21 protein-coding genes and 2 pseudogenes are annotated in these 23,661 nt (G+C 68.2%); 11 read left to right on the top strand and 12 right to left on the bottom strand.

Going from position 1 to position 23,661, the window contains the following annotated elements; genetic code table 11:
* Window positions 1-191: 191 nt before the first annotated feature.
* A complete protein-coding gene (locus tag SB786_RS21725; protein WP_410729286.1) occupies window positions 192-1,844 on the top strand; it encodes an acyl-CoA synthetase in 1,653 nt (550 codons plus the stop codon).
* Between the two features lie 28 nt (window positions 1,845-1,872).
* Here SB786_RS21725 and SB786_RS21720 read toward each other — a convergent pair whose 3' ends face one another.
* The 4 genes and pseudogenes from SB786_RS21720 to SB786_RS21705 form a co-directional block, all read right to left on the bottom strand.
* A complete protein-coding gene (locus tag SB786_RS21720; protein WP_410729285.1) occupies window positions 1,873-3,855 on the bottom strand; it encodes a Cache 3/Cache 2 fusion domain-containing protein in 1,983 nt (660 codons plus the stop codon).
* Window positions 3,856-3,998: 143 nt separating this feature from the next.
* Window positions 3,999-4,430 (bottom strand): YqaA family protein, encoded by a 432-nt coding sequence (locus SB786_RS21715; RefSeq protein WP_410729284.1) that lies wholly within the window; start codon window positions 4,428-4,430, stop codon window positions 3,999-4,001.
* A gap of 48 nt (window positions 4,431-4,478) precedes the next feature.
* Window positions 4,479-4,694: pseudogene (locus SB786_RS21710) on the bottom strand (voltage-gated potassium channel TrkA); the annotation flags it as partial.
* A gap of 54 nt (window positions 4,695-4,748) precedes the next feature.
* Window positions 4,749-5,393 carry a LysE family translocator gene (locus tag SB786_RS21705; RefSeq protein WP_410729283.1) on the bottom strand — a complete coding sequence of 215 codons (645 nt, stop codon included), beginning with the start codon at window positions 5,391-5,393 and terminating at the stop codon, window positions 4,749-4,751.
* A 287-nt stretch (window positions 5,394-5,680) separates the two neighbouring features.
* Here SB786_RS21705 and SB786_RS21700 point away from each other — a divergent pair, with 287 nt between their 5' ends.
* Window positions 5,681-6,163 (top strand): Lrp/AsnC family transcriptional regulator, encoded by a 483-nt coding sequence (locus SB786_RS21700; RefSeq protein ID WP_410729282.1) that lies wholly within the window; start codon window positions 5,681-5,683, stop codon window positions 6,161-6,163.
* Between the two features lie 731 nt (window positions 6,164-6,894).
* On the opposite strand, the gene SB786_RS21695 is transcribed toward SB786_RS21700, so the two are convergent.
* Complete coding sequence (locus tag SB786_RS21695) at window positions 6,895-8,547, bottom strand: IclR family transcriptional regulator (protein WP_410729281.1); 1,653 nt, start codon at window positions 8,545-8,547, stop codon at window positions 6,895-6,897.
* A 177-nt stretch (window positions 8,548-8,724) separates the two neighbouring features.
* Here SB786_RS21695 and SB786_RS21690 point away from each other — a divergent pair, with 177 nt between their 5' ends.
* Both SB786_RS21690 and SB786_RS21685 read left to right on the top strand, forming a co-directional pair.
* Window positions 8,725-9,684, top strand: coding sequence for an MBL fold metallo-hydrolase (locus tag SB786_RS21690; RefSeq protein WP_410729280.1), 960 nt, complete (start codon window positions 8,725-8,727; stop codon window positions 9,682-9,684).
* A 184-nt stretch (window positions 9,685-9,868) separates the two neighbouring features.
* Entirely contained in the window at window positions 9,869-11,257 is a 1,389-nt protein-coding gene (locus SB786_RS21685; protein WP_410729279.1) for an MFS transporter, read from the top strand.
* Window positions 11,258-11,462: 205 nt separating this feature from the next.
* Here SB786_RS21685 and SB786_RS21680 read toward each other — a convergent pair whose 3' ends face one another.
* Window positions 11,463-12,263, bottom strand: a complete 801-nt coding sequence (locus SB786_RS21680; protein WP_410729278.1) for an SDR family NAD(P)-dependent oxidoreductase — start codon at window positions 12,261-12,263, stop codon at window positions 11,463-11,465.
* A 141-nt stretch (window positions 12,264-12,404) separates the two neighbouring features.
* Between SB786_RS21680 and SB786_RS21675 the strand changes: the two genes are divergently transcribed.
* Window positions 12,405-13,364, top strand: a complete 960-nt coding sequence (locus SB786_RS21675) for a GlxA family transcriptional regulator (protein WP_410729277.1) — start codon at window positions 12,405-12,407, stop codon at window positions 13,362-13,364.
* A gap of 10 nt (window positions 13,365-13,374) precedes the next feature.
* On the opposite strand, the gene SB786_RS21670 is transcribed toward SB786_RS21675, so the two are convergent.
* Entirely contained in the window at window positions 13,375-13,866 is a 492-nt protein-coding gene (locus tag SB786_RS21670) for a 2,4'-dihydroxyacetophenone dioxygenase family protein (protein WP_011658738.1), read from the bottom strand.
* A 72-nt stretch (window positions 13,867-13,938) separates the two neighbouring features.
* On the opposite strand from SB786_RS21670, the gene SB786_RS21665 reads away from it, so the two are divergent.
* Window positions 13,939-14,067 (top strand): hypothetical protein, encoded by a 129-nt coding sequence (locus tag SB786_RS21665; protein WP_410729276.1) that lies wholly within the window; start codon window positions 13,939-13,941, stop codon window positions 14,065-14,067.
* A 6-nt stretch (window positions 14,068-14,073) separates the two neighbouring features.
* On the opposite strand, the gene SB786_RS21660 is transcribed toward SB786_RS21665, so the two are convergent.
* On the bottom strand, window positions 14,074-15,048 hold the full coding sequence (locus tag SB786_RS21660; RefSeq protein ID WP_410729275.1) for a LysR family transcriptional regulator: 975 nt from the start codon (window positions 15,046-15,048) through the stop codon (window positions 14,074-14,076).
* Between the two features lie 105 nt (window positions 15,049-15,153).
* Here SB786_RS21660 and SB786_RS21655 point away from each other — a divergent pair, with 105 nt between their 5' ends.
* Together SB786_RS21655 and SB786_RS21650 are read left to right on the top strand one after the other, a co-directional pair.
* Window positions 15,154-16,512: an aspartate aminotransferase family protein gene (locus SB786_RS21655; RefSeq protein ID WP_410729274.1), complete on the top strand. Its 1,359-nt coding sequence runs from the start codon at window positions 15,154-15,156 to the stop codon at window positions 16,510-16,512.
* Between the two features lie 49 nt (window positions 16,513-16,561).
* Window positions 16,562-18,079, top strand: a complete 1,518-nt coding sequence (locus SB786_RS21650) for a CoA-acylating methylmalonate-semialdehyde dehydrogenase (RefSeq protein ID WP_410729272.1) — start codon at window positions 16,562-16,564, stop codon at window positions 18,077-18,079.
* A gap of 136 nt (window positions 18,080-18,215) precedes the next feature.
* Here SB786_RS21650 and SB786_RS21645 read toward each other — a convergent pair whose 3' ends face one another.
* Both SB786_RS21645 and SB786_RS21640 read right to left on the bottom strand, forming a co-directional pair.
* Window positions 18,216-18,590, bottom strand: coding sequence for a hypothetical protein (locus SB786_RS21645; protein WP_410729270.1), 375 nt, complete (start codon window positions 18,588-18,590; stop codon window positions 18,216-18,218).
* Window positions 18,591-18,821: 231 nt separating this feature from the next.
* Window positions 18,822-18,974: pseudogene (locus SB786_RS21640) on the bottom strand (LysR substrate-binding domain-containing protein); the annotation flags it as partial.
* A 316-nt stretch (window positions 18,975-19,290) separates the two neighbouring features.
* On the opposite strand from SB786_RS21640, the gene SB786_RS21635 reads away from it, so the two are divergent.
* Complete coding sequence (locus SB786_RS21635) at window positions 19,291-19,668, top strand: nuclear transport factor 2 family protein (protein ID WP_410729269.1); 378 nt, start codon at window positions 19,291-19,293, stop codon at window positions 19,666-19,668.
* Window positions 19,669-19,686: 18 nt separating this feature from the next.
* Here SB786_RS21635 and SB786_RS21630 read toward each other — a convergent pair whose 3' ends face one another.
* Window positions 19,687-20,487 (bottom strand): helix-turn-helix transcriptional regulator, encoded by an 801-nt coding sequence (locus tag SB786_RS21630; RefSeq protein ID WP_410729268.1) that lies wholly within the window; start codon window positions 20,485-20,487, stop codon window positions 19,687-19,689.
* Between the two features lie 182 nt (window positions 20,488-20,669).
* On the opposite strand from SB786_RS21630, the gene SB786_RS21625 reads away from it, so the two are divergent.
* Window positions 20,670-22,076 carry an APC family permease gene (locus SB786_RS21625; protein WP_410729267.1) on the top strand — a complete coding sequence of 469 codons (1,407 nt, stop codon included), beginning with the start codon at window positions 20,670-20,672 and terminating at the stop codon, window positions 22,074-22,076.
* Between the two features lie 64 nt (window positions 22,077-22,140).
* Window positions 22,141-23,250, top strand: a complete 1,110-nt coding sequence (locus SB786_RS21620) for a P1 family peptidase (protein ID WP_410729266.1) — start codon at window positions 22,141-22,143, stop codon at window positions 23,248-23,250.
* Window positions 23,251-23,397: 147 nt separating this feature from the next.
* Here SB786_RS21620 and SB786_RS21615 read toward each other — a convergent pair whose 3' ends face one another.
* Window positions 23,398-23,613, bottom strand: coding sequence for a hypothetical protein (locus SB786_RS21615; protein WP_410729265.1), 216 nt, complete (start codon window positions 23,611-23,613; stop codon window positions 23,398-23,400).
* Window positions 23,614-23,661: the final 48 nt, after the last annotated feature.

Raw genomic sequence — 23,661 nt, 5'->3', positions numbered from 1 at the left:
TAACGCGCAGCGTTCGACGCGCACTCTGTCGTTTCGATGACAGACGGCTCACAATAGCGCCCGTTAGGCTGTCGGCAATTGAACCACATCAAAACGAATCGGGGTGCATGCACTCCGGCTGGATACGAGATCGAAGCGTGCGCCGCGGCATCGACGCACGCGCCGATCGACGGAAAACGGGAGACAGGATCATGACGCAGATGTTCGAGGCCGGACTCGGCCGCCGCGACGCCAACTATGTGCCGCTCACGCCAATCGATTTTCTGGTCCGCGCGGCCGAAGTCTACGGCGAGCGCCTCGCGATCGTGCACGGCGACGTGCGGCGCACGTGGGGCGAGACTCATACGCGGGCGAAGCAGCTCGCAAGCGCGCTCGCGCAGGCCGGCGTCGCGCGCGGCGACACGGTCGCGGCGCTGCTGCCGAACATCCCGGCGATGGTCGAGGCGCACTTCGGCGTGCCGATGGCCGGCGCCGTGCTCAACACGATCAACACGCGGCTCGACATCTCGTCGGTGCTGTTCATGCTGCGTCACGGCGAAGCGAAGGTGCTGATCGTCGACACCGAATACGCGGATCTCGCGCACCGGGCAGCGCGCGAAGTGCCGGGCCTGAAGATCGTCAGCGTCGCCGACGCGATGCCGGCCGACCCCGCGCGCTTCGCGGGCGCGACCGACTACGAAGCGTTCGTCGCGGGCGGCGACCCCGACTATGCGTGGACGCCGCCCGCCGACGAATGGGATGCGATCGCGCTGAACTACACGTCCGGCACGACGGGCGACCCGAAGGGCGTCGTCTATCACCATCGCGGCGCGTATCTCGCGGCGATCAGCAACATCCTCGAATGGGACATGCCGAAGCACGCGGTGTATCTGTGGACGCTGCCGATGTTCCACTGCAACGGCTGGTGCTTTCCATGGGCCGTCGCGGCGCGTGCGGGCGTGAACGTCTGCCTGCGCAAGTTCGACGCGAAGACGGTGTTCGACCTGATCCGCAGCGAACGCATCACGCATTACTGCGGCGCGCCGATCGTGCAGAGCGCGATCGCGAACGCGCCGGCCGAGTTTCGCGCGGGCATCGATCACACGGTGCACGCGATGGTCGCCGGCGCGGCGCCCGCGCCGGCCGTGATCGCGAAGATGAAGGAGATCGGCTTCGACCTGCTGCACGTGTACGGGCTGACCGAGGTCTACGGCCCGGCGACCGTGTGCGCGAAGCAGGCGCACTGGGATGCACTGCCCGACGACGAACGCGCGCGCCTGAACGCGCGGCAGGGCGTGCGCTATCACCTGGAAGCGGGCGCGACGGTGCTCGACCCGGACACGATGGCGCCGGTGCCGGCCGACGGCGAGACGCTCGGCGAGATCATGTTCCGCGGCAACATCTGCATGAAGGGCTACCTGAAGAATCCGAAGGCCACCGACGAGGCGTTCCACGGCGGCTGGTTCCATACGGGCGATCTCGGCGTGCTGACGCCGGACGGCTATATCCGCATCAAGGATCGCCGCAAGGACATCATCATTTCCGGCGGCGAGAACATCTCGAGCATCGAGGTCGAGGATGCGCTGTACCGGCATCCGGCCGTCGCGGTCGCGGCGGTCGTTGCGATGCCCGACCCGAAGTGGGGCGAGGTGCCGTGTGCGTTCGTCGAGCTGCGCGACGGCGCGAGCGCGACCGAGGAGGAGATCGTCGCGCACTGCAAGCAGCTGCTCGCGGGGTTCAAGGTGCCGAAGGTCGTGCGCTTCGGCGAGCTGCCGAAGACGTCGACCGGCAAGATCCAGAAATTCCAGCTGCGCAACGAGGTCGGATCGGACAAGGCGATCGACTTGGCGGGCGACAAGAAGTAGGCGGCAGGCGGCCACCGCCGGGCGACGCTCATGCGTCGCGCTCGAGCCGGAACACGCTGACGGCTTCCGACAGTTGCGCGGCCTGGTCGCGCAGTGCGACGGCCGCGCGTTCGGCATCCGAGATCAGCGTCGCGTTCTGCTGCGTGGCCTCCCCGATCTGCGTGACGGCCTGGTTCACCTGCTCGATACCGGTCGATTGCTCACGCGACGCGGCGCTGATCTCACCGATCAGCGTGCGGACCTGATCGACGCGCGCGACGATGTCGCGCATCGTGCCGCGCGCCGCGTCCGCGATTCGATAACCCTGTTCGACGGTCGTCGACGATTCGGCGCTCAGCGTGTCGATTTCCTTGACCGCGGCCGCGCTGCGCTGCGCGAGCGCGCGCACTTCGGCCGCGACCACCGCGAAGCCCTTGCCGTGCTCGCCCGCGCGCGCGGCCTCGACGGCTGCGTTCAGCGCCAGGATGTTGGTCTGGAACGCGATGCCTTCGATCGCGCCGGTGATTTCGGCGATCCGGCGCGTCGCGCGGCCGATTTCGTCCATCGTCGCGACCACCCGCTGCACCGCCTCGTCGCCGTCGGTCGCGGCGGCCGATGCGTTGGCGACCAGCGCGTTCGCTTGCGCCGCGTGCTCGGCATTCTGCTGCACGGCGGCCGTGATCTGCTCCATGCTGGCCGCCGTCTGTTCGACGCTGCTCGCCTGCGTCGCGATCCGCGCGGCGATGTCGCCGCTGCCGGCCGCGATGCCGACCATGCCGCGCGCGATGTCGGCCGAGCCGCTGCGTACCTGCGCGACGATCCGCGCCAGGCCGTCGCCGATCCCGTCGACTGCCTGCACGAGCCGGCCGATCTCGTCGTTGCCCGCGGCGCTGCGTGCCGCGTCGCCGTCGCGGATTCGCACGCTGAGGTCGCCCGCGGCGTAGCGTTCGGACGCACGTGCCGCCGCGTCGAGCGGCCGGCTCACGACGCGCCTTACGACGACGACGAACAGCGCCGCGAACGCCGCGACGAGCACGGCTGCGATCATCAGGAAGCGGTCGCGGGTGGTGCGCATGCCGGCGAGCAGTTCGTCGTCGACCGCGATGCCGCCGACCAGCCACTGCCACTGCGGAATCGTGGTGAACGACACGAATTTCGCGGTCGGCCGGGCATCGTGCGCGGCGGAGTCGGTCGACGTATACGTGAGCCGGCCCTGGCCGGCCGCGAGCATCTGCGTGTACGGCGCGCGCGCGTCGTCGGCGCGTTGGCCGGCTGCGTCGGGATGGACCACGAAGGTGCCGCGCGATGCGCCCGGCGCTGCGTCGAGCACGAAGTAGTAGCCGTTCTCGCCGATCTTCAACGCGCGGATGCCGTCCTGGACGACTTGCAGCTCGGCGCCGACGTCGAGACCGACGAACAATGCGCCGATCACGCGCCCTGTTGCGTCGGTGACCGGTTTGTACTGCGTGATGTACGACCGGCCGAACAGTTTGGCGAGGCCCGTGTAGCTGCGCCCGGCGGCGAGCGGCGCGTAGGCGGGGCTCGCGCGATCGAGGCGCGTGCCGACCGCGCGCGCGCCGTCCTGTTTCTTCAGCGACGTCGTGATGCGCACGAAATCGTCGCCGTCGCGCGCGAAGATCGTCGCGATCGCGCCGCTTTTCTTCAGGAACTGGTCGGGAATCGAGTAATCGAGGTCGAGCGGTTGGCCGCCCGCGGAAAGCGTGGGCGCGGCGACGCCGCCGATGTCGACGGTGCGCGCCGGGTCGAGCGAGAAATCGGCCGGCAGGAAACTCGCGAACAGCGACATCGCGCGACTGGCTTCGGCGGACAGCGCCTTGTCGAACATCTCGACCATCGCACGGATCGACTGCTCCTTGTCGGCGATTCGCGCGTGCGCCTCGTCCGCGAGTTGCTGGCTGGCAAAGTGGGCGAGCGCCCACGCGAAAACGGTGAACAGCAGTGCGACGAGCGTGCACGCCAGCGCGGCAAGGCGCGCGCCGACGCTCACCCGGCCCAATTGGGTCATTCTCATGTGGCATCCTGAGTGGGGAGGGAGAGGGGCGGAACGCACGCGTCACCGCACACCGTAAGGAATACGGCAGCTTCGGCGGATTCTTTAGCGGTGCGAAGCCGGTAGTGGCGCGAGCAGGCGCCTCGGACGCAGGAAAGGTCGCGTCAGTAAGTCACGAGCCATGCGACCGCCAGATACCGGCCGACCTTCGCGATCGTCACGATCGCGAGGAAGGCCGGCAGCGGCTCGCGCAGCACGCCGGCGATCATCGTCAGCGGATCGCCGATCACCGGCGCCCAGCTCAGCAGCAGTGACCAGCGGCCGTAGCGCGCGTACCAGCGTTCGGCGCGCGCGAGTGCGGCCGGCTTGATGGGAAACCAGCGGCGGTCGCGGAAGTGCTCGATGCCGCGGCCGAGCGCCCAGTTGATCGTCGAGCCCGCGACGTTGCCGACGCTCGCGACGAGCAGCAGCGCCCACACGGGCTCGCGCCCGGCGAGCAGCAGGCCGGCAAGCACGGCTTCGGACTGGAGCGGCAACAGCGTCGCCGCGACCATCGACACGGCGAACAGGCCGCCGTAGGTGAGCAGTTCGGACATCGCGCGATTGTACCGGCCGTGGGGTGTGGATCGATCGGCTGGCGCCGGTCATGCGGCGTCGGTGGTGCCGAACAGCAGGTGCGAGATCATCGACTTGTCGACCGGTTCGTCGTTGAGGGTGCTGGCGGGCAGTTCGCCCGCGAGCGGCTGCGGCAAGAACACCATGTCTGGCTTCAGCAGGGGCAGCCGCTCGAGGTTGCGCTGCGGGTTCACGAGCGCGACGGCCCGCTCCGTCGGGGCGATCCCGCGGATCGCGAGGATGATGCTGCCTGTTCAAGGGGGCGGGCGGCGGGTGACACGGCCCCCGTGCGCGGCTGCTCAGTTCCAGCCGACCATGATCGCGCCCATTCCGACCAGCAGCCCGCCCGTCACGCGGTTCATCGCGCGCATTCGTGCCGGCCGCCGCAGCGCCCGGCTCAGCCGGTGCGAGAACAGCGCCATCGACGCGACCCCGCCGGCGAACAGCAGCGCGAAGGTCGTCGCGAGCAGCAGGAATTGCGCGTTCAGGCTCCAGTCGGCGTTCGGGACGATGAACTGCGGAAAGAACGACGGGAAGAACAGCAACGTCTTCGGGTTCAGGCCGGAGGTGGCGACGCCGCGCCAGAACAGTGCGCGGCCGGTGTCGGTGTCGGGTGCGGCGATGCCGGTTTCCGCAGAAGCGGCGGGAGCGGTTGCCGGCGCGCGGCTGAGCCATTGCTTGCAGCCGAGCCACACGAGGTACGCGGCGCCGGCCCAGCGCAGCACGGTGAGCGCGTGCTCGTCGAGATGGACCAGCGAATTCAGGCACAGCGCGGTGAGCGCGAGTTGCAGCAGCACGGCGAGCGTGCCGCCCCACACGCACGGCAGCGCACGGCGCCAGCCGGCGCGCAGCGCCTGATTCATCGTGAGGAGGTTGACGGGGCCGGGGGCATAGATGAGGACGGCGGATGCAGCGAGGAACGACAGATAAAGCCTGAACGACATGACGGGAAGGACGGGGACGGGAACAGGGAGTCGGGCGCCGGCCCGGCCGCCGGATAGGCGTGCGGGTGGCGGGCAATCGCATGCCTGCGTGTCCGGCGCCGCAACTCGTGATTGCGGCTGGCGTCCCGCTGCGAAGGGGTGGTCGAGGGGGCGTGCCGGACAACAGGCATGGAGAAAATGTATCAAGCCGGCCGGTTAAAAGGCTTCCTGTTTTCCAGCAAAACCGAGCCAAAACCAGAATCCTGTTCAGATAGAATGGCGATTTCAAGTAGAAGATTCTTTTCGCCATGGCTCCCCGCGAACGCACGCCGAAAACCCTCGACAACCAGGACCGCAAGATCCTCGGTGCCCTGCAAAAAAACGCGCGTCTGTCGAACGCCGAACTGGCCGAACAGATCGGCATGTCGACCACCGCATGCTGGAACCGCACGCGGCAACTCGAACTCGACGGCTACATCGACGGCTACGTCGCGCTGGTCAATCAGCGCATGCTCGGCTATGCGGACATCGTGATCCTCGAAGTCACGCTCGATCGCCACGAAGACGACGCGCTCGCGCGTTTCGGCGCCGAACTCGCGGCGTTGCCCGAAGTGCTCGAGGCTTACCTGGTGTCGGGCGAATACGATTACTGGATCAAGGTCGCGGTGGACGGGACGGCCGGCTACGAGCGCTTCCTGCGCGACAAGCTGTATCGGATTTCGAGCATTCGCCACAGCCGCTCGATGTTCGCGCTGCGGTGCATGAAGGACGTGCCGTCGATTCAGGTGTGACGACGGCCAAGACGTGGCCGCGCGTCATCGTGCCGATGAGGTTGCGGTTGCGTTGAGAAAGGCGGTGATCGGGCTGTCGCGGCCAGTGCGCACGGCCCGGAGCGGGATGCAGGCGGGAAATTCGAGCAGGGCGGGAAAACGGATGAATCTTCCGTGCCGGCACACTCGGTACTGGCACCGCCACTGGCATCCGCATCACAACGCTCACATCGCGTGAGCGCATCACTCATATCGGGGCCACTCGGCCCTTTATACGATATCCGTCGGAACCACCGATGCCGGACGCGGCGGCCTTTCGGCGCGCGTCCCGGCAAGCGGATCAGGTGGACATCGTGCCGCCGGCCGGCGGCCAGTCGCTGCGTTCAGCGCGGCAGGCGTGCGTGCGCTTGGGCGATGATTTCGCAGTTCTCGAGGTGCAGTGCCCATGCTTCTGCAAGCAGTTCGCCAATACGTGTGAGCCAGCCAGCGGATTGGGTGGAACGATCGGAGATGTTAGACGTTTGCATGACGAAGCCCCGTATAGGTGGCGAGTTAGGGATAACCCTAATCATAGAGGAGCGTCACCGCTCTGTGAAATGCGATTTCGTTATATGAGAATTACTGACAATCTTTGTTGCTGCTTCGCAACATGAGCGCTGTCCGCGAGCGTCGTTGCGCAACAGACAGACGTGACGAGGCCGCGGCGAGCACGGCCTCGCAATGAGGAACAGGAAGGGACGTCGGGCCGACGATTACTCGCCGATCCACCCGAATCGCCACGACAGGCGGCGCGTCGCGGCGAGCAGCGTATGCGCGAGCGCGCTGTCCGGCCCGCGCGGGAAGCCGCGCGACGAGCCGATGATCGCGATCACGAGCCGGATGCTGCCGGTGTGATCGAACACGGGCGCGGCGATCGTCCCGATCCCCGGCACCGGCGCGTCGAACGCGAAATCGAGTTCGTCCGTGCGGATCGTCGCGAGCCGCGCGCGGAACGCGTCGTCGACCTGCGTCGCGCCGCCTGCGAGGCGCACCGGCTCGTCGGCCAGGAGGCCAGCCAGCACGTCGTCGGACATGCCGGCCGCGAAGATCCGCCCGATCGCGGTATTCACGAGCGACATCACCGTGCCGACCTGCAGGCTCACGTGCTGCGGCCGTGCCGATTCCTCGAGGCGGATCACGGTTGGCCCGAGCGGCCCGAGGGTCGCCGCGGCGACGCTCATGTCGGTCGCGGCCGCCAGCGCGACGATCTCCGCTTCGGCATCGCGCGTCGGCGACACGCGTTGCATCGCGATCAGGCCGAGCGCCTGGCCAAGCGGGCCGCCGCCGAAGCAGCCGGCATCGTCGCGACTCAGCAGGCCGATCTTCTGCAGGCTCACCAGATGCGGAAACGCCTTCGCGGCCGGCATGCCGGCCGCCGCCGCGAGATCGCGCAGCGGCAGCGCACGGCCCGCCGAGACGAGCGCGAGCAGCAGGTCGCCCGTGCTGTCGAGCGCATTGATGCCGCGCTGGGCTTTCGTGTCGTCGGCGAGCGCGGGCGGCAGGCGCTGGACCGATGCAGCCGCGGCCGGCGCGCTGGGCTGCGCGTCGCGTCCCGCATCGAGCGATGCGGTGGCCTGCCGCGCCGCATCGCGCAACGCGGTCGCGATCGGGCCGTCCCAGCCGACGTCGATCGACCCGGTCGAACCGATCACCGTCAACGCGAGTTGCAGGCGGCCGTCCGCATCCAGCACCGGCACGCACATCGCACTGACGCCGGGGCTCGGCCGGTCCACGCCGCGCTCGATCCCGCGCGCGCGGATCGCATCGAGCTCGGCCTGCCACGCGCCGGCATCGGACGTGGGCTGCTCGCCTTCCGCGCCCGCGAGCGTGTCGCCGGCGCCGGCCTGGCTGGCCGCCATCGCGTCCAGCAGCGCGGGGTCGCCGAATGCGCGGAACACGCGGCCGGTCGCCGTCGTATCGAGCGACATCACCGATCCGACGTGCAGGTTCACATGCAACGGATAGCCGCCGTGCTCGATGCGCACGATCGTCGGCCCGAGCGCGCCCGGCACCGACAGCGCGACGCTCAGGCCGACCGTTTCCGCGAGCCGCGCCGCGTGCGGGAGCGCCGCGCGATAGGCCGGCTGGCGTTCGATCGACATCAGTCCGAGCCGCAGCGACAGCGGCCCCGGCTCGTAGTTGCCGGTGAGCGCGTCGCGTTTCACGAGCGCGAGCCGCGTCAGGCTGACGAGATAGGTATGCGCCTGCGCGGTCGACAACCCGGCCGCGGCCGCCAGCTCGGACAGCCCGAGCGGCTTGCGCCGACGCGCGAGCGCGTCGAGCAGCCTGCCGCCGACCTCGACGCTCTGAATCCCGCGCTGCGCCTTGGGCGGCGCGTCGTCTGCGCTGACTTCGTGGTTCTGCACGCGATGATTCTTCCGTTGACGAAACCCCGCATGGTATCCGACGCCATTTGACGCGCCAGCCCGCAGGTTTACCCGTATTGGACAATAGCAAGCTAATTTGTCATTGACAAATAATTGACGGAAGTCGATGATCCACTCACTCCCCTCAACACATGGCTCGCAGCCACGGAACGCAACATGGCCAAAGCATTCGCCTCCCAAGCCGATCTGGAAGTGAAGAAGATCACCTGGACGCAACTGTCCGAGAACGCGTACGCATATACCGCCGAAGGCGACCCGAACTCGGGCGTGATCATCGGCGACGACAGCGTGCTGATCGTCGATACGACCGCCACGCCCGCGATGGCGCAGGACCTGATCGCGAAGATCCGCAGCGTGACCGACAAGCCGATCAAGCACGTCGTGCTGTCGCATTACCACGCGGTGCGCGTGCTCGGCGCGTCCGCGTATTTCGCCGAAGGCGCGCAGCACGTGATCGCGAGCCGCGGCACCTATGAAATGATCGTCGAGCGCGGCGAGGCCGACATGAAGTCGGAAATCGAGCGCTTCCCGCGCCTGTTCGCGGGCGTCGAGACGGTGCCGGGCCTGACCTGGCCGACGCTCGTGTTCGAGCGCGAGATCACGCTGTTCCTCGGCAAGCTCGAGGTGAAGATCATGCACGTCGGCTCGGGCCATACGAAGGGCGACACGATCGTCTGGCTGCCGTCGCAGAAGGTGTTGTTCTCCGGCGACCTGGTCGAATACGACGCGGCCTGCTATTGCGGCGACGCGCAGCTCGAACAGTGGCCGGCCACGCTCGAGGCGCTGCGCGCGCTCGGCGCGGAAAAGCTCGTGCCGGGCCGCGGCCCCGCGCTGCTGAATCCGGCCGACGTGAACAAGGGCCTCGACTATACGAAGGACTTCGTGACGACCCTGCTCGCGCAGGGCCGCAAGGCCGTCGAGCGCAATCTCGACCTGAAGGCGTCGATGGCGCTCACGCGCGAGGCGATGGATCCGAAGTTCGGCAACGTGTTCATCTACGAGCACTGTCTGCCGTTCGACGTGTCGCGCGCGTTCGACGAGGCGAGCGGCATCACGCATCCGCGCATCTGGACCGCGCAGCGCGACAAGGAAATGTGGGACGCGCTGCAGGACTGAGCGGGCCACGGCGGCGGGGGGCGTCCGGGCGGACGTCCCGCCGTTTTCCTGACGGCCCGTGAACGGCGGCGGCATTGCGCCGCGGTTTCCGGAGCCGACTTCCGATCTCACAAGAAAGCAGGGCGCACGCACGCCCTCGGAGACTGCTGCGCGCTCGAATCGCGCGGCCCGTTTGGAGAGAGACATGCCCCAATCGCTTCCCGCCAAAGCGACGATCGCGCACGCGAGTGCCGCGGCGTCGCCTTCCGCATACGAATCCGCGCCTGCATCTACCGCATCCGATGCCGGCGACGCGCTGCTGTTCCGCAAGATCGCGTGGCGGATCGTGCCGTTCCTGTTCCTCTGCTACGTCGTGTCGTTCCTCGACCGCATCAACATCGGCTTCGCGCAGTTGCAGATGAAGCACGACCTCGGTTTCAGCGATGCGATGTACGGCCTCGGCGCCGCGGTGTTCTATGTCGGCTACGTGTTCTGCGAGGTGCCGAGCAACCTGCTGCTCGCGCGCTTCGGCGCGCGCCGCACCTTCACGCGGATCATGCTGCTGTGGGGCATCGCGTCGACCGCGATGATGTTCGTGTCGCAGCCGTCGCATTTCTACGTGCTGCGCTTTCTGCTCGGCGTGTTCGAGGCCGGCTTCTTTCCCGGCATCGTGCTGTATCTCACCTACTGGTTCCCGGCGAACCGGCGCGCGGCGGCGATCTCGGTGTTCTTCGCGGGCGTCGCGGTCGCCGGCGTGCTCGGCGGCCTGATGTCGGGCTGGATCATGCGCGACATGAGCGGCGTGCTCGGGCTGCACGGCTGGCAGTGGATGTTCGCGATTGAAGGCGCGCCGGCCATCGTGCTCGCGGGCTTCGCGTTCACGTACCTGGTCGACCGTCCGCAGGACGCCGCGTGGCTCACGTCCGACGAAAAGGCGCGCGTCGCCGCGCTGTGCGGCGACAGCCGTGCGCACGGCGCCGGTCATGGCGCGCATGACAAACGCAGCCTGTTCGCCGCGCTCGCGAACCCGCGCGTCTACCTGTTCGCGTTCATCTACTTCTCGCTGACTTGCGCATCGCTGACGCTCAATTTCTGGATGCCGCTGATGATCCGCGACTTCGGCGTGACCGACGTCGTGGCCGTGAGCCTCTACACGGTCGTGCCGAACGCGGTCGGCGCGGTCGGGCTGATCCTGATCGCGCGTCGCTCGGACCGCACCGGCGAGCGGCGCAAGCACTTCGCGTGCTGCACGATCGGCGGCGGGCTCGCCCTTGCGGCGCTGACGCTGCATCTGCACAGCTTCGCGGCGATGCTCGCCTGCCTGTCGATCGCGGCGACGTTGATCTTCGCCGCGCTGCCGATCTTCTGGGCCGTGCCGACCCGCTACCTGTCGGGCAATGCGGCGGCGGCCGGGATCGCGTTGATCAGCAGCATCGGGATCACGAGCGGCATCGTCAGCCCGTGGGTGATCGGGCTGATCCGCACGCGCACCGGCAGCATGGATCTCGCCGTGTACCTGCTGGCCGCGCTGCTCGCGCTGAGCGGCGCCGCGCTGATGCTCGGCGTGAAGGGCGAAGGCGCGCAGCGCGCGTGAACCCCGGGCCGGTCGCTGCCGGCGGGCGTCGTTGTCGTTGCACGGAAACGGGTGGCAAGCGGGGCGAAACGCGCTTGGGGTGACGAACCGGGTGCGTGGAATGCGTCGCGGCATTGACGACGACCGGGGAGCCGGCCGTCATCGACGCGCTTCGATTCGACAGTCCCGCGCCCGGGCATGTTGGGCGCGACGCCGATGTTGCCGACTAGCGCGCAGCCGCATAGCGCGGCGCCGGCGAATCCGCCGACAGGTGCGGCGCCATCGTGCGGCGCGCGGCCTCGTACGCATCCCATTCGTCAGCCGCGTGCAGCGACGGAATCGTCACGAGTTCGCCGCGCTCGAAGCCGACCAGCGCCGCGTCGACGAGGTCGGACGCCGACATCACGATCTCCTTCGGCAGGTGTTCGAGCGGCAGGCCGCCGGTCTGCCAGAAGTCGGTGGCCGTCGCGCCGGGCAGCACGGCCTGCACCTGCACGCCGTGGTCCGCGAGTTCGTGATGCAGCGACTGGCTGAACGCGAGCACGAACGCCTTGCTGCCGCCATAGACGCCATTGAGCGTTTCCGGCGACAGCGCGACGATCGACGAAATGTTGATCACGGCGCCGCGCCCGCGTGCGACGAAGCCGGGCACGGCCGCATAGGTCAGGCGCGTGAGCGCGGTCACGTTCAGGTCGATCATCCGCGTCATCGCGTCGACGTCGCTGTCGAGCAGCGGCGCGTGGGTGCCGACGCCCGCGTTGTTCACGAGCAGCGTGATGCTCGCGTCCTGCTTCAGCTTCGCCTCGACGGCGGCGAGCGCGCCGCGTTCGTTGAGGTCCGCGCCGACGATTTCCACGCTGCGCTGCGTGTCGTTCGTGATGCGCTCGGCGAGGGCGGTCAGCCGGTCGCGGTTGCGCGCGACCAGGATCAGGTCGTAGCCGCGGCGCGCGAGCCGGTCGGCGTAGATCGCGCCAATGCCCGACGATGCGCCGGTAATGACGGCGGTACCGCGATGTGCTTCAGTCATGATGTCGCTCCGTTACGAAGAAAGGGTGAGTGCGTGAAGGCATTCTGGCTTCGAATCACGGCGACGCAAATGACGTAGATGGGTATGATTTCGGACATCGGGGCGGTCATGACGGCCGTCACCTCTGCACCGGAGACACGCATGCACCGAATCGGCTTTTTGATCAGCGACGGCTTCCAGATCATGGCGCTCGCCGCGCAGTCGGTGTTCGAGTACGCGAACATGGGCGCCGGCGAACCGTTCTACGTGCTGGACAACTATTCCGTCGACGGCGGCGACGTGCGCTCGTCGCTCGGGTTGCCGGTCGCGACGCGCGCGCTGCGCGGGCGGCTCGACGTCGATACGTGGATCGTCGCGGGCGTCAACGATCCGGTCGCATCGCCGGCGCCGGCCGGCGTCGTCGCGTTCCTCCGCCGCCCGAACGCGCGCGCGCGGCGAATCGCCGGAATCTGTACGGGTGCGTTCGTGCTCGCCGAGGCCGGGCTGCTCGCGCAGCGTCGCGCGACGACGCATTGGGCGTTCGGCCGCGACATGCAGAAGCACTTTCCGGAGGTTCGCGTCGAGGAAGACCGGATCTACATCGTCGACGGACCGATCTGGACGTCGGCCGGAATGACGGCCGGCCTCGACCTGGCCCTCGCGATGGTGGAAAAGGATCTCGGCGCCCACGCCGCGCGCTCGGTCGCGCACAAGCTCGTGATGCACCAGCGCCGCGCGGGCGGGCAGTCACAGCATTCGGAAATGCTCGATCTCGCGCCGAAATCCGACCGGATCCAGAACGCGCTGAACTATGCGCGCCGGCACCTCGGTCGCGCGCTGACCGTCGAGGAACTGGCCGACGCCGCGCACCTGAGTCCGCGCCAGTTCAGCCGCGTGTTCACGCTCGAAACCGGACAGTCGCCGGCGAAGGCGATCGAGCGGCTGCGGCTCGAGGCCGCGCGGCTGATGATCGAGCAGAGCCGGCATTCGCTCGACGTGATCGCGAAGGAGAACGGTTTCCGCGACCGGCGCCACCTGCGCGATGCGTTCGTGCGCGGCTTCGGCGTGCCGCCGCAGGCGGTGCGGCGCGACGCGCGGGCGGACGAGCGCGAAACGGCCTGAGCTGCGCCGCTCAGCGCGTGACGAACGCCGTGGCGTCATGCGGCGCCGCGCGTGCATGCTTGCGCTGACGCAGCAGCGCGACGCGGCAATTCTCGCGCGCGGTCTCGCGGCCGTCGTCGTCGAGCAGCACCAGGTCACCGCGCATCACGTTGAGCGTGATCACGTCGTCGCCCGGTGCGCCGAGTGTTTCCGGCGTATGCACGGAGCCGGCCGGTTCGAGCACCGTCGAGCCGGCCTGCGCGATCCAGTCGTACTCGCGGTAGCGCCACGCACCCTGCAACGTATGGACGAACACCTCGCCGTCGTGACGGTGGCGCGGCAGCGTGCCGCCGGCCGGCATCTTCAGCAGCGCGGTCAGCGTGTCTTCCGCCGCATTGATATGCAGATACTTGATCGCGAGCCCCGGCAGGTCGGCACTCATCGGCAGCCACGGCAGCGCGTCGCCGGGCAGGCACGAAATCGGCGGCAGGTCGGTGGGAAGCGGGGCGGACGGCTGCGTCATGGCGGGAGGCGGAGCGGAAACGGGAAGTGCGCATTATCGCAGAGCCGGATCGGGCCGCAGGGCTGACGCGGATTGCCCGCGCGCCGGACGATCGACGCGGCGCAGGCGATCGGGTTCGCGGCCACGCTGGTCGCCGTGGTGTTCCTGATCCAGATGACGCGACAGTCGCTGCCTGACGGCGGCGCCGGCGGCGAGCCCTGAGCCCGGCTACGCGTCACCGCCGTCACCACCATCACCATCTGGCCGCGCCGCCGCATGCGCGGCTTCGAGGCACGACTGGAACAGCAGCGCCGCGCGTGACGGCCGCGGCGAGCGTCGCAACAGGCTCACGAACCGGCACCGGTAGTTGAAGCGCTGCGGCGCGATCGGCTGCATCAATCCCTTGTTTTCGAAGCTCTCCGCGTAATGGTCGGGCAGGAAGCCGAGGTAGCGGCCCGACAGGATCAGCGTCGCGATCGATTCCTGGTCCGATGCCGTCGCGCTGCGCGTGAGTTTCGCGCGATGGCTCAGTTCCATGTTCGGCGAATGAAAGCCGAGCCCCGCGAACGCGTGGCTGCGGATCGTCGTCCACGTGAGCTTGCCGTGCGGCGCGTCGAACAGCGGATGCTGGCGGCCGCAGTACAGCAGCATCCGCTCGTCGAACAATTCCGAATACACGAGGCTCCCCGAACTGCGGTGCGCCGGGATGATCCCGACCTGATAGCTGCCGTCGATGATCCCGCGCTCGACCTCGTTGATCGACGCGACATGCAGGTTCAGCGCGACGTCGGGCGCTTCGTCCGCGAACTGGCGGATCGCGTCGCCGAGCCGCGCCTTCGCGTTGGTGGCCGTCTTGTCGAATACGGCGATGTGCAGTTCGCCCCCCATCTTGTCGTGAATGCCGTCGATCCTGCTGCGAAATGCTTCCATCGACGCGAGCAGCCGCAGGGTTTCCTCGTACACCGTCTGCCCCTCGGCCGTCAGCGTGAAGCCCGCGCGGCCGCGCCGGCACAGCACGAGGCCGAGGCGCGTTTCGAGATCCTTCACGTGCCGGCTGATCGTCGAGATGCCGATATTCAGTTCCAGTTCGGCCGCCGCCATCCCGCCGCACTGCACGACGCCCTTGAAAACCCGCAGCAGCCGCAGATCCATGTCGCTGAGCTGCCCGAGCAGCGCGCGGCTCTTCGGTTTCTTTGCTTGCATAGGTGCGCAAGTGAACATTGATATTGCGATATTCAAAAGACTAATTGGCCTCCCGACAATGCGCAACATCATCACAAGCACGAGGGGCGCGTCGCGCCGACCGACATGACCAATACGATCACCACCCGCCAGCAGGACGAGACCGACCTCCGCACCGACGCCGCGTGGCTCGACGCCCACTGGATGCCGTTCACGGCGAACCGCCAGTTCAAGTCGGACCCGCGCATGATCGTGTCGGCCAAGGACGCGTATTACACGGATGGCGAAGGCCGCAAGATCTTCGACGGCCTGTCGGGTTTGTGGTGCACGGGCCTGGGCCACGGCCGCGCGGAAATCACGGAGGCCGTGAGCCGCCAGGTCGCGCAGCTCGACTACGCACCGGCGTTCCAGTTCGGCCATCCGAAGTCGTTCGAGCTCGCGAACAAGATCAAGGACCTCACGCCAGCCGGCCTCGACTACGTGTTCTTCACCGGCTCGGGCTCGGAAGCGGCCGACACGTCGCTGAAGATGGCCCGCGCGTACTGGCGCGCGAAGGGCAAGGGCACGAAGACGCGCCTGATCGGCCGCGAGAAGGGCTATCACGGCGTGAACTTCGGCGGTATCTCGGTCGGCGGGATCGGGCCGAACCGCAAGCTGTTCGGCCAGGGGATCGACGCCGATTTCCTGCCGCACACGCAACTCGCCGAAAACAGGTTCTCGCGCGGGATGCCGGAGACCGGCGCCGACCTCGCCGACCGCCTGCTCGACCTGATCGCGCTGCACGACGCATCGAACATCGCGGCCGTGATCGTCGAGCCGTTCTCGGGTTCGGCGGGCGTGGTCGTGCCGCCGAAGGGCTATCTGAAGCGCCTGCGCGACATCTGTACCGCGCACGACATCCTGCTGATCTTCGACGAAGTCATCACGGGCTTCGGCCGCGCCGGCGCGATGACGGGCGCCGATGCGTTCGGCGTGACGCCGGACATCATGAACTTCGCGAAACAGGTGACGAACGGCGTGCAGCCGCTCGGCGGGGTGATCGCGACGAAGGAAATCTACGACACCTTCATGGCCGTGGGCGGCCCCGAGTACATGCTCGAGTTCCCGCACGGCTACACATACTCGGCGCACCCGGTCGCCTGCGCGGCCGGCGTCGCGGCGCTCGACCTGCTGGTGAAGGAAGACGCGGTGGCCCGCGTGCGCGATCTCGCGCCGCATTTCGAGGCGGCCGTGCACGGGTTGAAGGGCCAGCGCCATATCACGGACATCCGCAACTACGGGCTGGCGGCAGGCCTGACGATCGCGGCGCTGCCGGGCGAGCCGGCACGGCGCCCGTACGAGATCGCGATGCGTTGCTGGGCGAAGGGCTTCTACGTGCGCTACGGCGGCGACACGATCCAGCTCGCGCCGCCGTTCATCTCCGAGAAGCGCGAGATCGACAACCTGGTCAACGCGCTGTCCGACGCACTGAACGAAGTGGACTGAGCCGCGGCTCGCCCGTTGCGCCAACCGAATTCACGAAAGAGCCTGAACGATGAAACACGACAGCAATGTGACCTCCACCGTCGGCCACCTGATCGACGGCAAGCGCGTCGACGGCGGCAGCCGCGTGCAGCCGGTGTTCGACCCGGCGACCGGCGAATCGCACAAGAGCGTCGCGCTCGCCGACAAGTTGACCGTCGAAGCCGCGATCGCGTCCGCGCAGGCCGCGTTCCCGGCGTGGCGCAACACGCCGCCGCTGAAGCGCGCCCGCGTGATGAGCCGCTTCAAGACACTGCTCGAGGAGCACGCGGACGAACTGTGCGCGCTGATCACCGCCGAGCACGGCAAGGTGCTCGCCGACGCGATGGGCGAACTGCAGCGCGGGATCGAGAACGTCGAATACGCGACCTACGTGCCTGAGCTGCTGAAGGGCGAGCACAGCAAGAACGTCGGCCCCGCGATCGATTCGTGGAGCGAGTTCCAGGCGCTCGGCGTCGCCGCCGGCATCACGCCGTTCAACTTCCCGGTGATGGTGCCGTTGTGGATGTGGCCGATGGCTGTGGCGTGCGGCAACACGTTCGTGCTGAAGCCGTCCGAGCGCACGCCGTCGTCGACGCTGCGCATGGCCGAGCTCGCGCTCGAGGCCGGCCTGCCGCCGGGCGTGCTGAACGTCGTGAACGGCGACAAGGAGGCGGTCGACACGATCCTGACCGACCCGCGCGTGAAGGCGGTGAGCTTCGTCGGCTCGACGCCGATCGCCGAAACCATCTATTCGACCGGCTGCGCGCACGGCAAGCGCGTGCAGGCGCTCGGCGGCGCGAAGAACTTCGCGGTGGTGATGCCCGACGCCGACATCGGCAACGCGGTGAACGCGCTGATGGGCGCCGCGTACGGTTCGTGCGGCGAGCGCTGCATGGCGATCCCGCTCGTCGTCGCGATCGGCGATGAAACGGGCGACAAGGTGGTCGAAGGGCTGAAGGCCGAGATCGAGAAGATGAAGGTCGGCCCGGGCAACGGTGCCGGCGTCGACATGGGGCCGCTCGTCACGAAGCAGCATTTCGAGAAGGTGACGGGCTTCGTCGCAGCGGGCGTGGAAGCGGGCGCGACGCTCGTCGTCGACGGCCGCGGCGTGAAGGTCGACGGCCACGACGGCGGCTACTACCTCGGCCCGTGCCTGTTCGATAACGTGAAGCCCGGCATGCCGATCTACCAGCACGAGATCTTCGGGCCGGTGCTCGGCGTGATCCGCGTGAAGTCGCTCGACGAGGCGATGGCGCTGATCGATGCGCACGAATACGGCAACGGCACGTGCCTGTTCACGCGCGACGGCGAAGCGGCGCGCTACTTCGGCGACAACATCCAGATCGGCATGGTCGGCATCAACGTGCCGCTGCCGGTGCCGGTCGCGTACCACTCGTTCGGCGGCTGGAAGCGCTCTTTGTTCGGCGACCTGCACGCGTACGGCCCGGATGCGGTGCGGTTCTACACGAAGCGCAAGACGATCACGCAGCGCTGGCCGTCGGCCGGTGTGCGCGAAGGGACGGTGTTCAGCTTCCCGTCGAACCGCTGACGCGCGTGCCGGCTGCGCATGGCGGGTGTCGCGCGCAGTCGGCGCGCGCACGCCCAAACCTGCCCCGATCGCCGATCGGGGCAGGTTTTTTACGCGTGCCGCGGCCGTGCCGACACGCAACGCGTGGAACGAACGCTTACGGCGCGACGACGTGCCACGCGTTCTTGAAATTGTCGCCGTTGCGATCGCCCTGTTTCATGTCCTTCGAGAAGAAGTACAGCGGCTTGCCCTTGTACGCCCATTGCGGGCTGCCGTCGTCACGCTTGACGATCGTGTAGGGGCCGACCGGTACGTCGGTCGCGCTGGCCTTGTACGGCGGCCAGAGGGTCTCGCATGGGCCCGAGCAGGCACTGGTGCCGGCGTTGGGCTTGTCCTTGTCGAATGCGTAGACGGTCATCCCGTTCGCGCCGACGAGCGCGCCGTTTTCGACTTTGGTGATCGAGCCTTGAGCCGAAGCTGAAACGGACGCCATGGCGAGCACGACGGAACTGACGAGCAGCACGGCTTTCATGGATACCTCCTGATAGTCCGGTGGGCGGCGCGAATCGCGTGCACGGCCGGGCGTGCGCACGATCGCGGGGAATGGTGCCGGAACACGGCGCCGTGTCAGCCGGTGCGAGCGACGCGTAGTCGAATGGCGGCTGAACGGACGCCATTCATTCACCATAGGCGGTTTTTGGCAGGGCTGCGAGAAGAACCGGGGGCGCATCGGCAGCGCGTAGGCCCCGCGCAACGGGGCGGTGGTTGCGCGCGGCGGGCGCACCGGGCGGGTCGTGATCGCCGCCTCGAGTTCGCCGGCCGCGACGCGATTCGCCAGTTCGGCCGACATGCCGGCCGATACATGCACGCGCAACGACGGATGCGCGTCGCGCAGCGCGAGCAGCGCATCGGGCAGCGGGCCGGACTACGCGGACATGGCCTCAGTGAAGTGGGCGGCCGGGGTCGGCACGCGGATTGCTCGATGATGCCGGTGGCGGCGCATGAACGACGGCACGCCGCCTGCGGCACCGATGGCCGCGCAAGCGCACGGACGGGAGCCCGCACGCCGGCGGCCTTCATGCCCGTGCGTGCGGATCCGGGCAACCGCGGCATCGGCAGGCCGGCGCGAAAAGCGCGGTGCGGTGCGCGCATGCCGCCCATCCGTATTCATCGATGCCTCGGGGCGACGCGGGCCGTCGCGTTCGTCCCGGTCCTTCGCGGAGGGAACGACGATGCCTGACGACCCCGGTGATGTGGCACGCGCGAGCTATCGCGCGTATGTCGACAAGGACCGCGACGCGATCGAAGCGCTGATCGCGCCGGACTTCCATTTCACGAGCCCGCTCGACAACCGGCTCGACCGCGACGCGTATCTGGCGCGCTGCTGGCCGAACAGCGCGATGCTCGCCGGTTTCGACTTCGTCGACGTGGCCGTTCACGGTGAATACGTGTTCGTCGTGTACGAAGCCGAGACGAGTGCCGGCCGGCGCTTCCGGAACGCGGAGCGGTTGCGCGTGCGCAACGGGCGGATCGTGGAGGCCGAAGTGTATTTCGGCTGGTATGTGCCGCACCAGGCGCCCGATGGCGGGTTCATTGCATCGGGTCGTTGACGGCGCGCATCGACATGCCTACCCCGCCGCATTCTCCCCCAACGCCTGAATGAACCGCGAAAACAGCTCCGGCTGCGACGAGATTCCGAGCTTCGCGTAGAGATGCCGCCGATGCACCTTCACCGTCTCCGGTGAAATCGCCAGCCGCTCCGCGATCGCCTTCGACGAATTGCCGCGCAGCACCATGCGCGCGATCGACATCTCGCGATCCGTCAGCACGCCCGCGCCGAAGCGCGCGAGCGCCTGCTCGACGCGCGCGCCGAGATCGTCGTCGGGCGTCGCGCGCGCGGCATCGCCCACCAGCCGCCAGTGCTGCCGGATCGCCGCGAGCACCCACGGCATCGCGGCCGTCAGCTTGCCGAGCGGCTCGACCTCGAAGCGCGCGGACGCGCCGAGCGACAACGACAGCAGCAGATCGGGGTTCGGGCGCAGCAGGATCTGGATTTCGTCGTCGCCGACCGCGTCGCGGAAGTAGCTCAGGAAATACTCGCTCTGCCGGAACAGGTCGGGCGCGACTTCCTCGAGCCGGTAGCAGCCGTCGGCGAGCCCGTCGTGCGCGGCCTGCAGGAACGGATCGAGCAGATATAACCCGTTGAGGTAAAGCGGCACCGGCGACGCGCTGTCGGTGCCGCCCGTGTCGTATTCGTCGAGCACGAGCGGCACGCCGTCGCGGCCGATCGCGGTCGCGAGCGCGTTGTCGAACGGCACCATTTCGTTGAGCAGCAGCACCAGGAACCGCCAGAAGCGCGGCTGGCCGAGATGATCGATTGCGCGGCCGAGCGCCTGGTGCATCGCGATTTCGCAGAAGAGTCGATCCATACCACCACCGGAGGGCGTAACACGAAGGGGGAATAGCGGTCCTGAATTTGGCTTCCTAGACTGCCACGCAATCAATCGGGCCCGAGTATGGGTGTTCAAAAAAACGGCGCAAAGGATCTGGCCGCACATGCAGCGCGCATGCGTCATGCATAGGCGGCAGACCGCAAGCACAGGAGAACGAAATGGCGATGATGTCGGAATCGACGGGCACGCTGCAAGCGACGCCTGCCACGGAAGACGCGCCGCGCGCGTTGTCGCAGACGCTCAGCGTGCGCGATGCGGTGATGATCACCGTGTCGGGCGTGACGCCTGCAAGCTCGATCTTCGTGATCGCGCCGTTCGCGATCCAGCAGGCCGGCAGCGGCGCGGTGCTGTCGTTCCTGCTCGGCGGCGTGCTCGCGCTTGCGTTCGCCCTCTGCTACGCGGAACTAAGCGCCGCGCACCGCAGCGCGGGCGGCGAGTACGTGATGGCCAAGCGCGTGTTCGGCACGCTGCCCGGCTACCTGACTTTCATCACGGTGCTGTCCGTCAGCGTGTTCATCCCGGCCGTGCTCGCGAGCGGCGCCGCGCCGTACCTGAACAACGCGCTCGGCACGCACTTCGGCAACCAGTCGGTCGCGCTGACGATCGTGCTGCTCAGCTACGTGCTCGGCATGCTGAACATCAAGACGAATGCGTGGATCACGGGCGCGTTTCTCGTCGTCGAGATCGGTGTGCTGATGCTGATCGCGGGGCTCGGCTTCGGCGCCCCGCATCGCGGCGCCGAGGTGCTGGTCGCGCCGGTCGTCGCGAGCGGCAATGCGCTGGTGCCCGCCACGTTCGCGGCGATCGTGCCCGCGATCGGCACGGCGATCTTCTGCTACAACGGCTTCGGCTCCGCCGCGTATCTCGCGGAAGACCTGCGCGGCGGCAACCGCAACGTCGCGAAGGCGGTGATCTATTCGCTGCTGGTGATCCTCGTCGTCGAACTGATCCCGCTCACCGCGATCGTGCTCGGCGCGCCGTCGCTGACGGAGCTGACCAAGAGCGCCGACCCGATCGGCTATGTCGTGCGTTCGCTGAGCAATCCGGTGGTATCGCGGGTGGTCAGCGGCGGGATCTTCCTGTCGGTGTTCAATGCGATCATCGCGATCGTGATCACGATGGGGCGCCTGCTGTACAGCAGCGGCCGGCATGCGCTCTGGTCGCGCACCTGCAACCGCGCGTTCTCGACGATCCATCCGCGCTTCGCATCGCCGTGGCTCGCGACGCTCGCGCTGGCGGTGCCGTCGTCGGGGCTGGTGTTCGTGTCGAGCCTCGACGAGCTGACCGCGTTCACGGTCGACCTGCTGCTGCTGATCTATCTGGTCGTCGGGCTGGCCGCGCTGGCGAGCCGGTTCGTGCGCCGCGACGTCGAACATCACTACCGGATGCCGCTGTGGCCCGTGACGCCGCTCGTCGCGGTGGCGGGCGCCGCGTACACGCTCTACACGACGCTGGCGACGGCGACCAAGCCGACCGACCTGATCATCATCGGCGCGCTGCTGGCGGCCGCGCTCGTGATGTATGCGGTCTGGGCGCGCCACAGCGACGCGTTCCGCGCGCTCTGAACGCCGCGTCGAAACCTTGGCATACCGAAACACCGAACCATTGAAACACGGGAGGAAATGCATCATGCGCACGAGGGATCTCGGCATCCGCATCGGACTCGGCACGCCGGGCCGTTTCAACGCGATCACGGACGTACCGGGCGTGCGGGTCGGGCATTGCACGCTGAACGTCGAGAACGGCGACGCATCGATCCGCACCGGCGTGACCGTCATCGAGCCGCGCGCGGGCGCCGCGCACGATTCGCCGTGCTTCGCGGGTGTCCACGTGCTGAACGGCAACGGCGATGCGACCGGGCTCGAATGGATCCGCGAAGCCGGCCTGCTGACGACACCGATCGCCTATACGAACACGCACAGCGTCGGCGCGGTGCGCGATGCGCTGATCGCGAACGAACGCGAAGCGGCGGCCGGCCGCGTGTACTGGTGCATGCCGGTCGTGATGGAAACCTACGACGGACTGCTCAACGACATCTGGGGGCAGCACGTGAATGCCGCGCACGTACAGCGTGCGCTGGCCGCGGCGCAGTCGGGGCCGGTCGCCGAGGGCGGCGTCGGCGGCGGCACGGGGATGATCTGCCACGAGTTCAAGGGCGGCATCGGCACCGCGTCGCGGGTGGTCGCGGCCGACGCGGGCGGCTGGACCGTCGGCGCGCTCGTGCAGGCGAACTACGGCGTGCGCGAGATGCTGCGCGTGGCCGGCTATCCGGTCGGCGAAGTGCTGCGGCACGTGCATTCGCCGTTCCGCGCGCCCGATGCGCGAGGCGAAGCCGGGATGGGCTCGATCGTCGTCACGATCGCGACCGACGCGCCGCTGCTGCCGCACCAGTGCACGCGCGTCGCGCAGCGCGCGAGCGTCGGGCTGGCTCGCGTCGGCGGCGGCACGGAGGATTCGAGCGGCGACATCTTCGTCGCGTTTGCGACGGGCAACGACGGGCTGCCGGCCGCGAACTACGGCAGCAAGGGTGCGCCCACGACGGCCGTGACGATGGTGAATAACGACCATATCTCGGCGCTGTTCGCAGCCGCGGCGGAAGCGGTGGAGGAAGCGATCGTGAATGCGCTGGTCGCGGGGAGCGACGTCGAATCGCGCGGCGCGCGGGTCGAAGGGCTGGGGCCGGCGCGCTTGCTGGATGCGTTGCGCGAAGTGGGGTGGCGGCCGGGACGCGGCGCTTGAAACGCGATGCGCCGCTTCAATGGAAGCGGCGCGGCGGGCAATGTCGTTGCGGCGAGCGGCCGGCGCGTCGTGCGCGCGCGCACGCGATGGGTGTGAGGCATGCGATGCGTGCGCGGCGGGCTCGGCCGTGACGACGCGGGGTCATGCTCAGCTGCCGAAGTAGACGTTGCAGAAGCTGACGGGGCCGACGCATGCGTTCGGGTCTTCCTGCTTCGATTGCGCACGATCGACGCGACCGGCGGCCTGGACGGCTTCGGCGCGATTCGCCGCCGGTTGCTGCGCGTGGTCGGCCGGCGCGGGCTGGGCGTGCGCGACAGCGGCGGCGAGCGACAGGGCAACGAGGGCGAGGTGCAGCGGCTTCATTTGAGTTTCTCCTGGGTCAGTGCCAGTCTCGCTGGCAGTGAGGAAACT

It is taken from the genome of Burkholderia sp. SIMBA_062, assembly GCF_046534765.1.
GTDB classification, from domain to species: domain Bacteria; phylum Pseudomonadota; class Gammaproteobacteria; order Burkholderiales; family Burkholderiaceae; genus Burkholderia; species Burkholderia ambifaria.
Note: the sequence above shows the minus strand (reverse complement) of the source record. Positions and strands in the feature narration are given on the sequence as shown.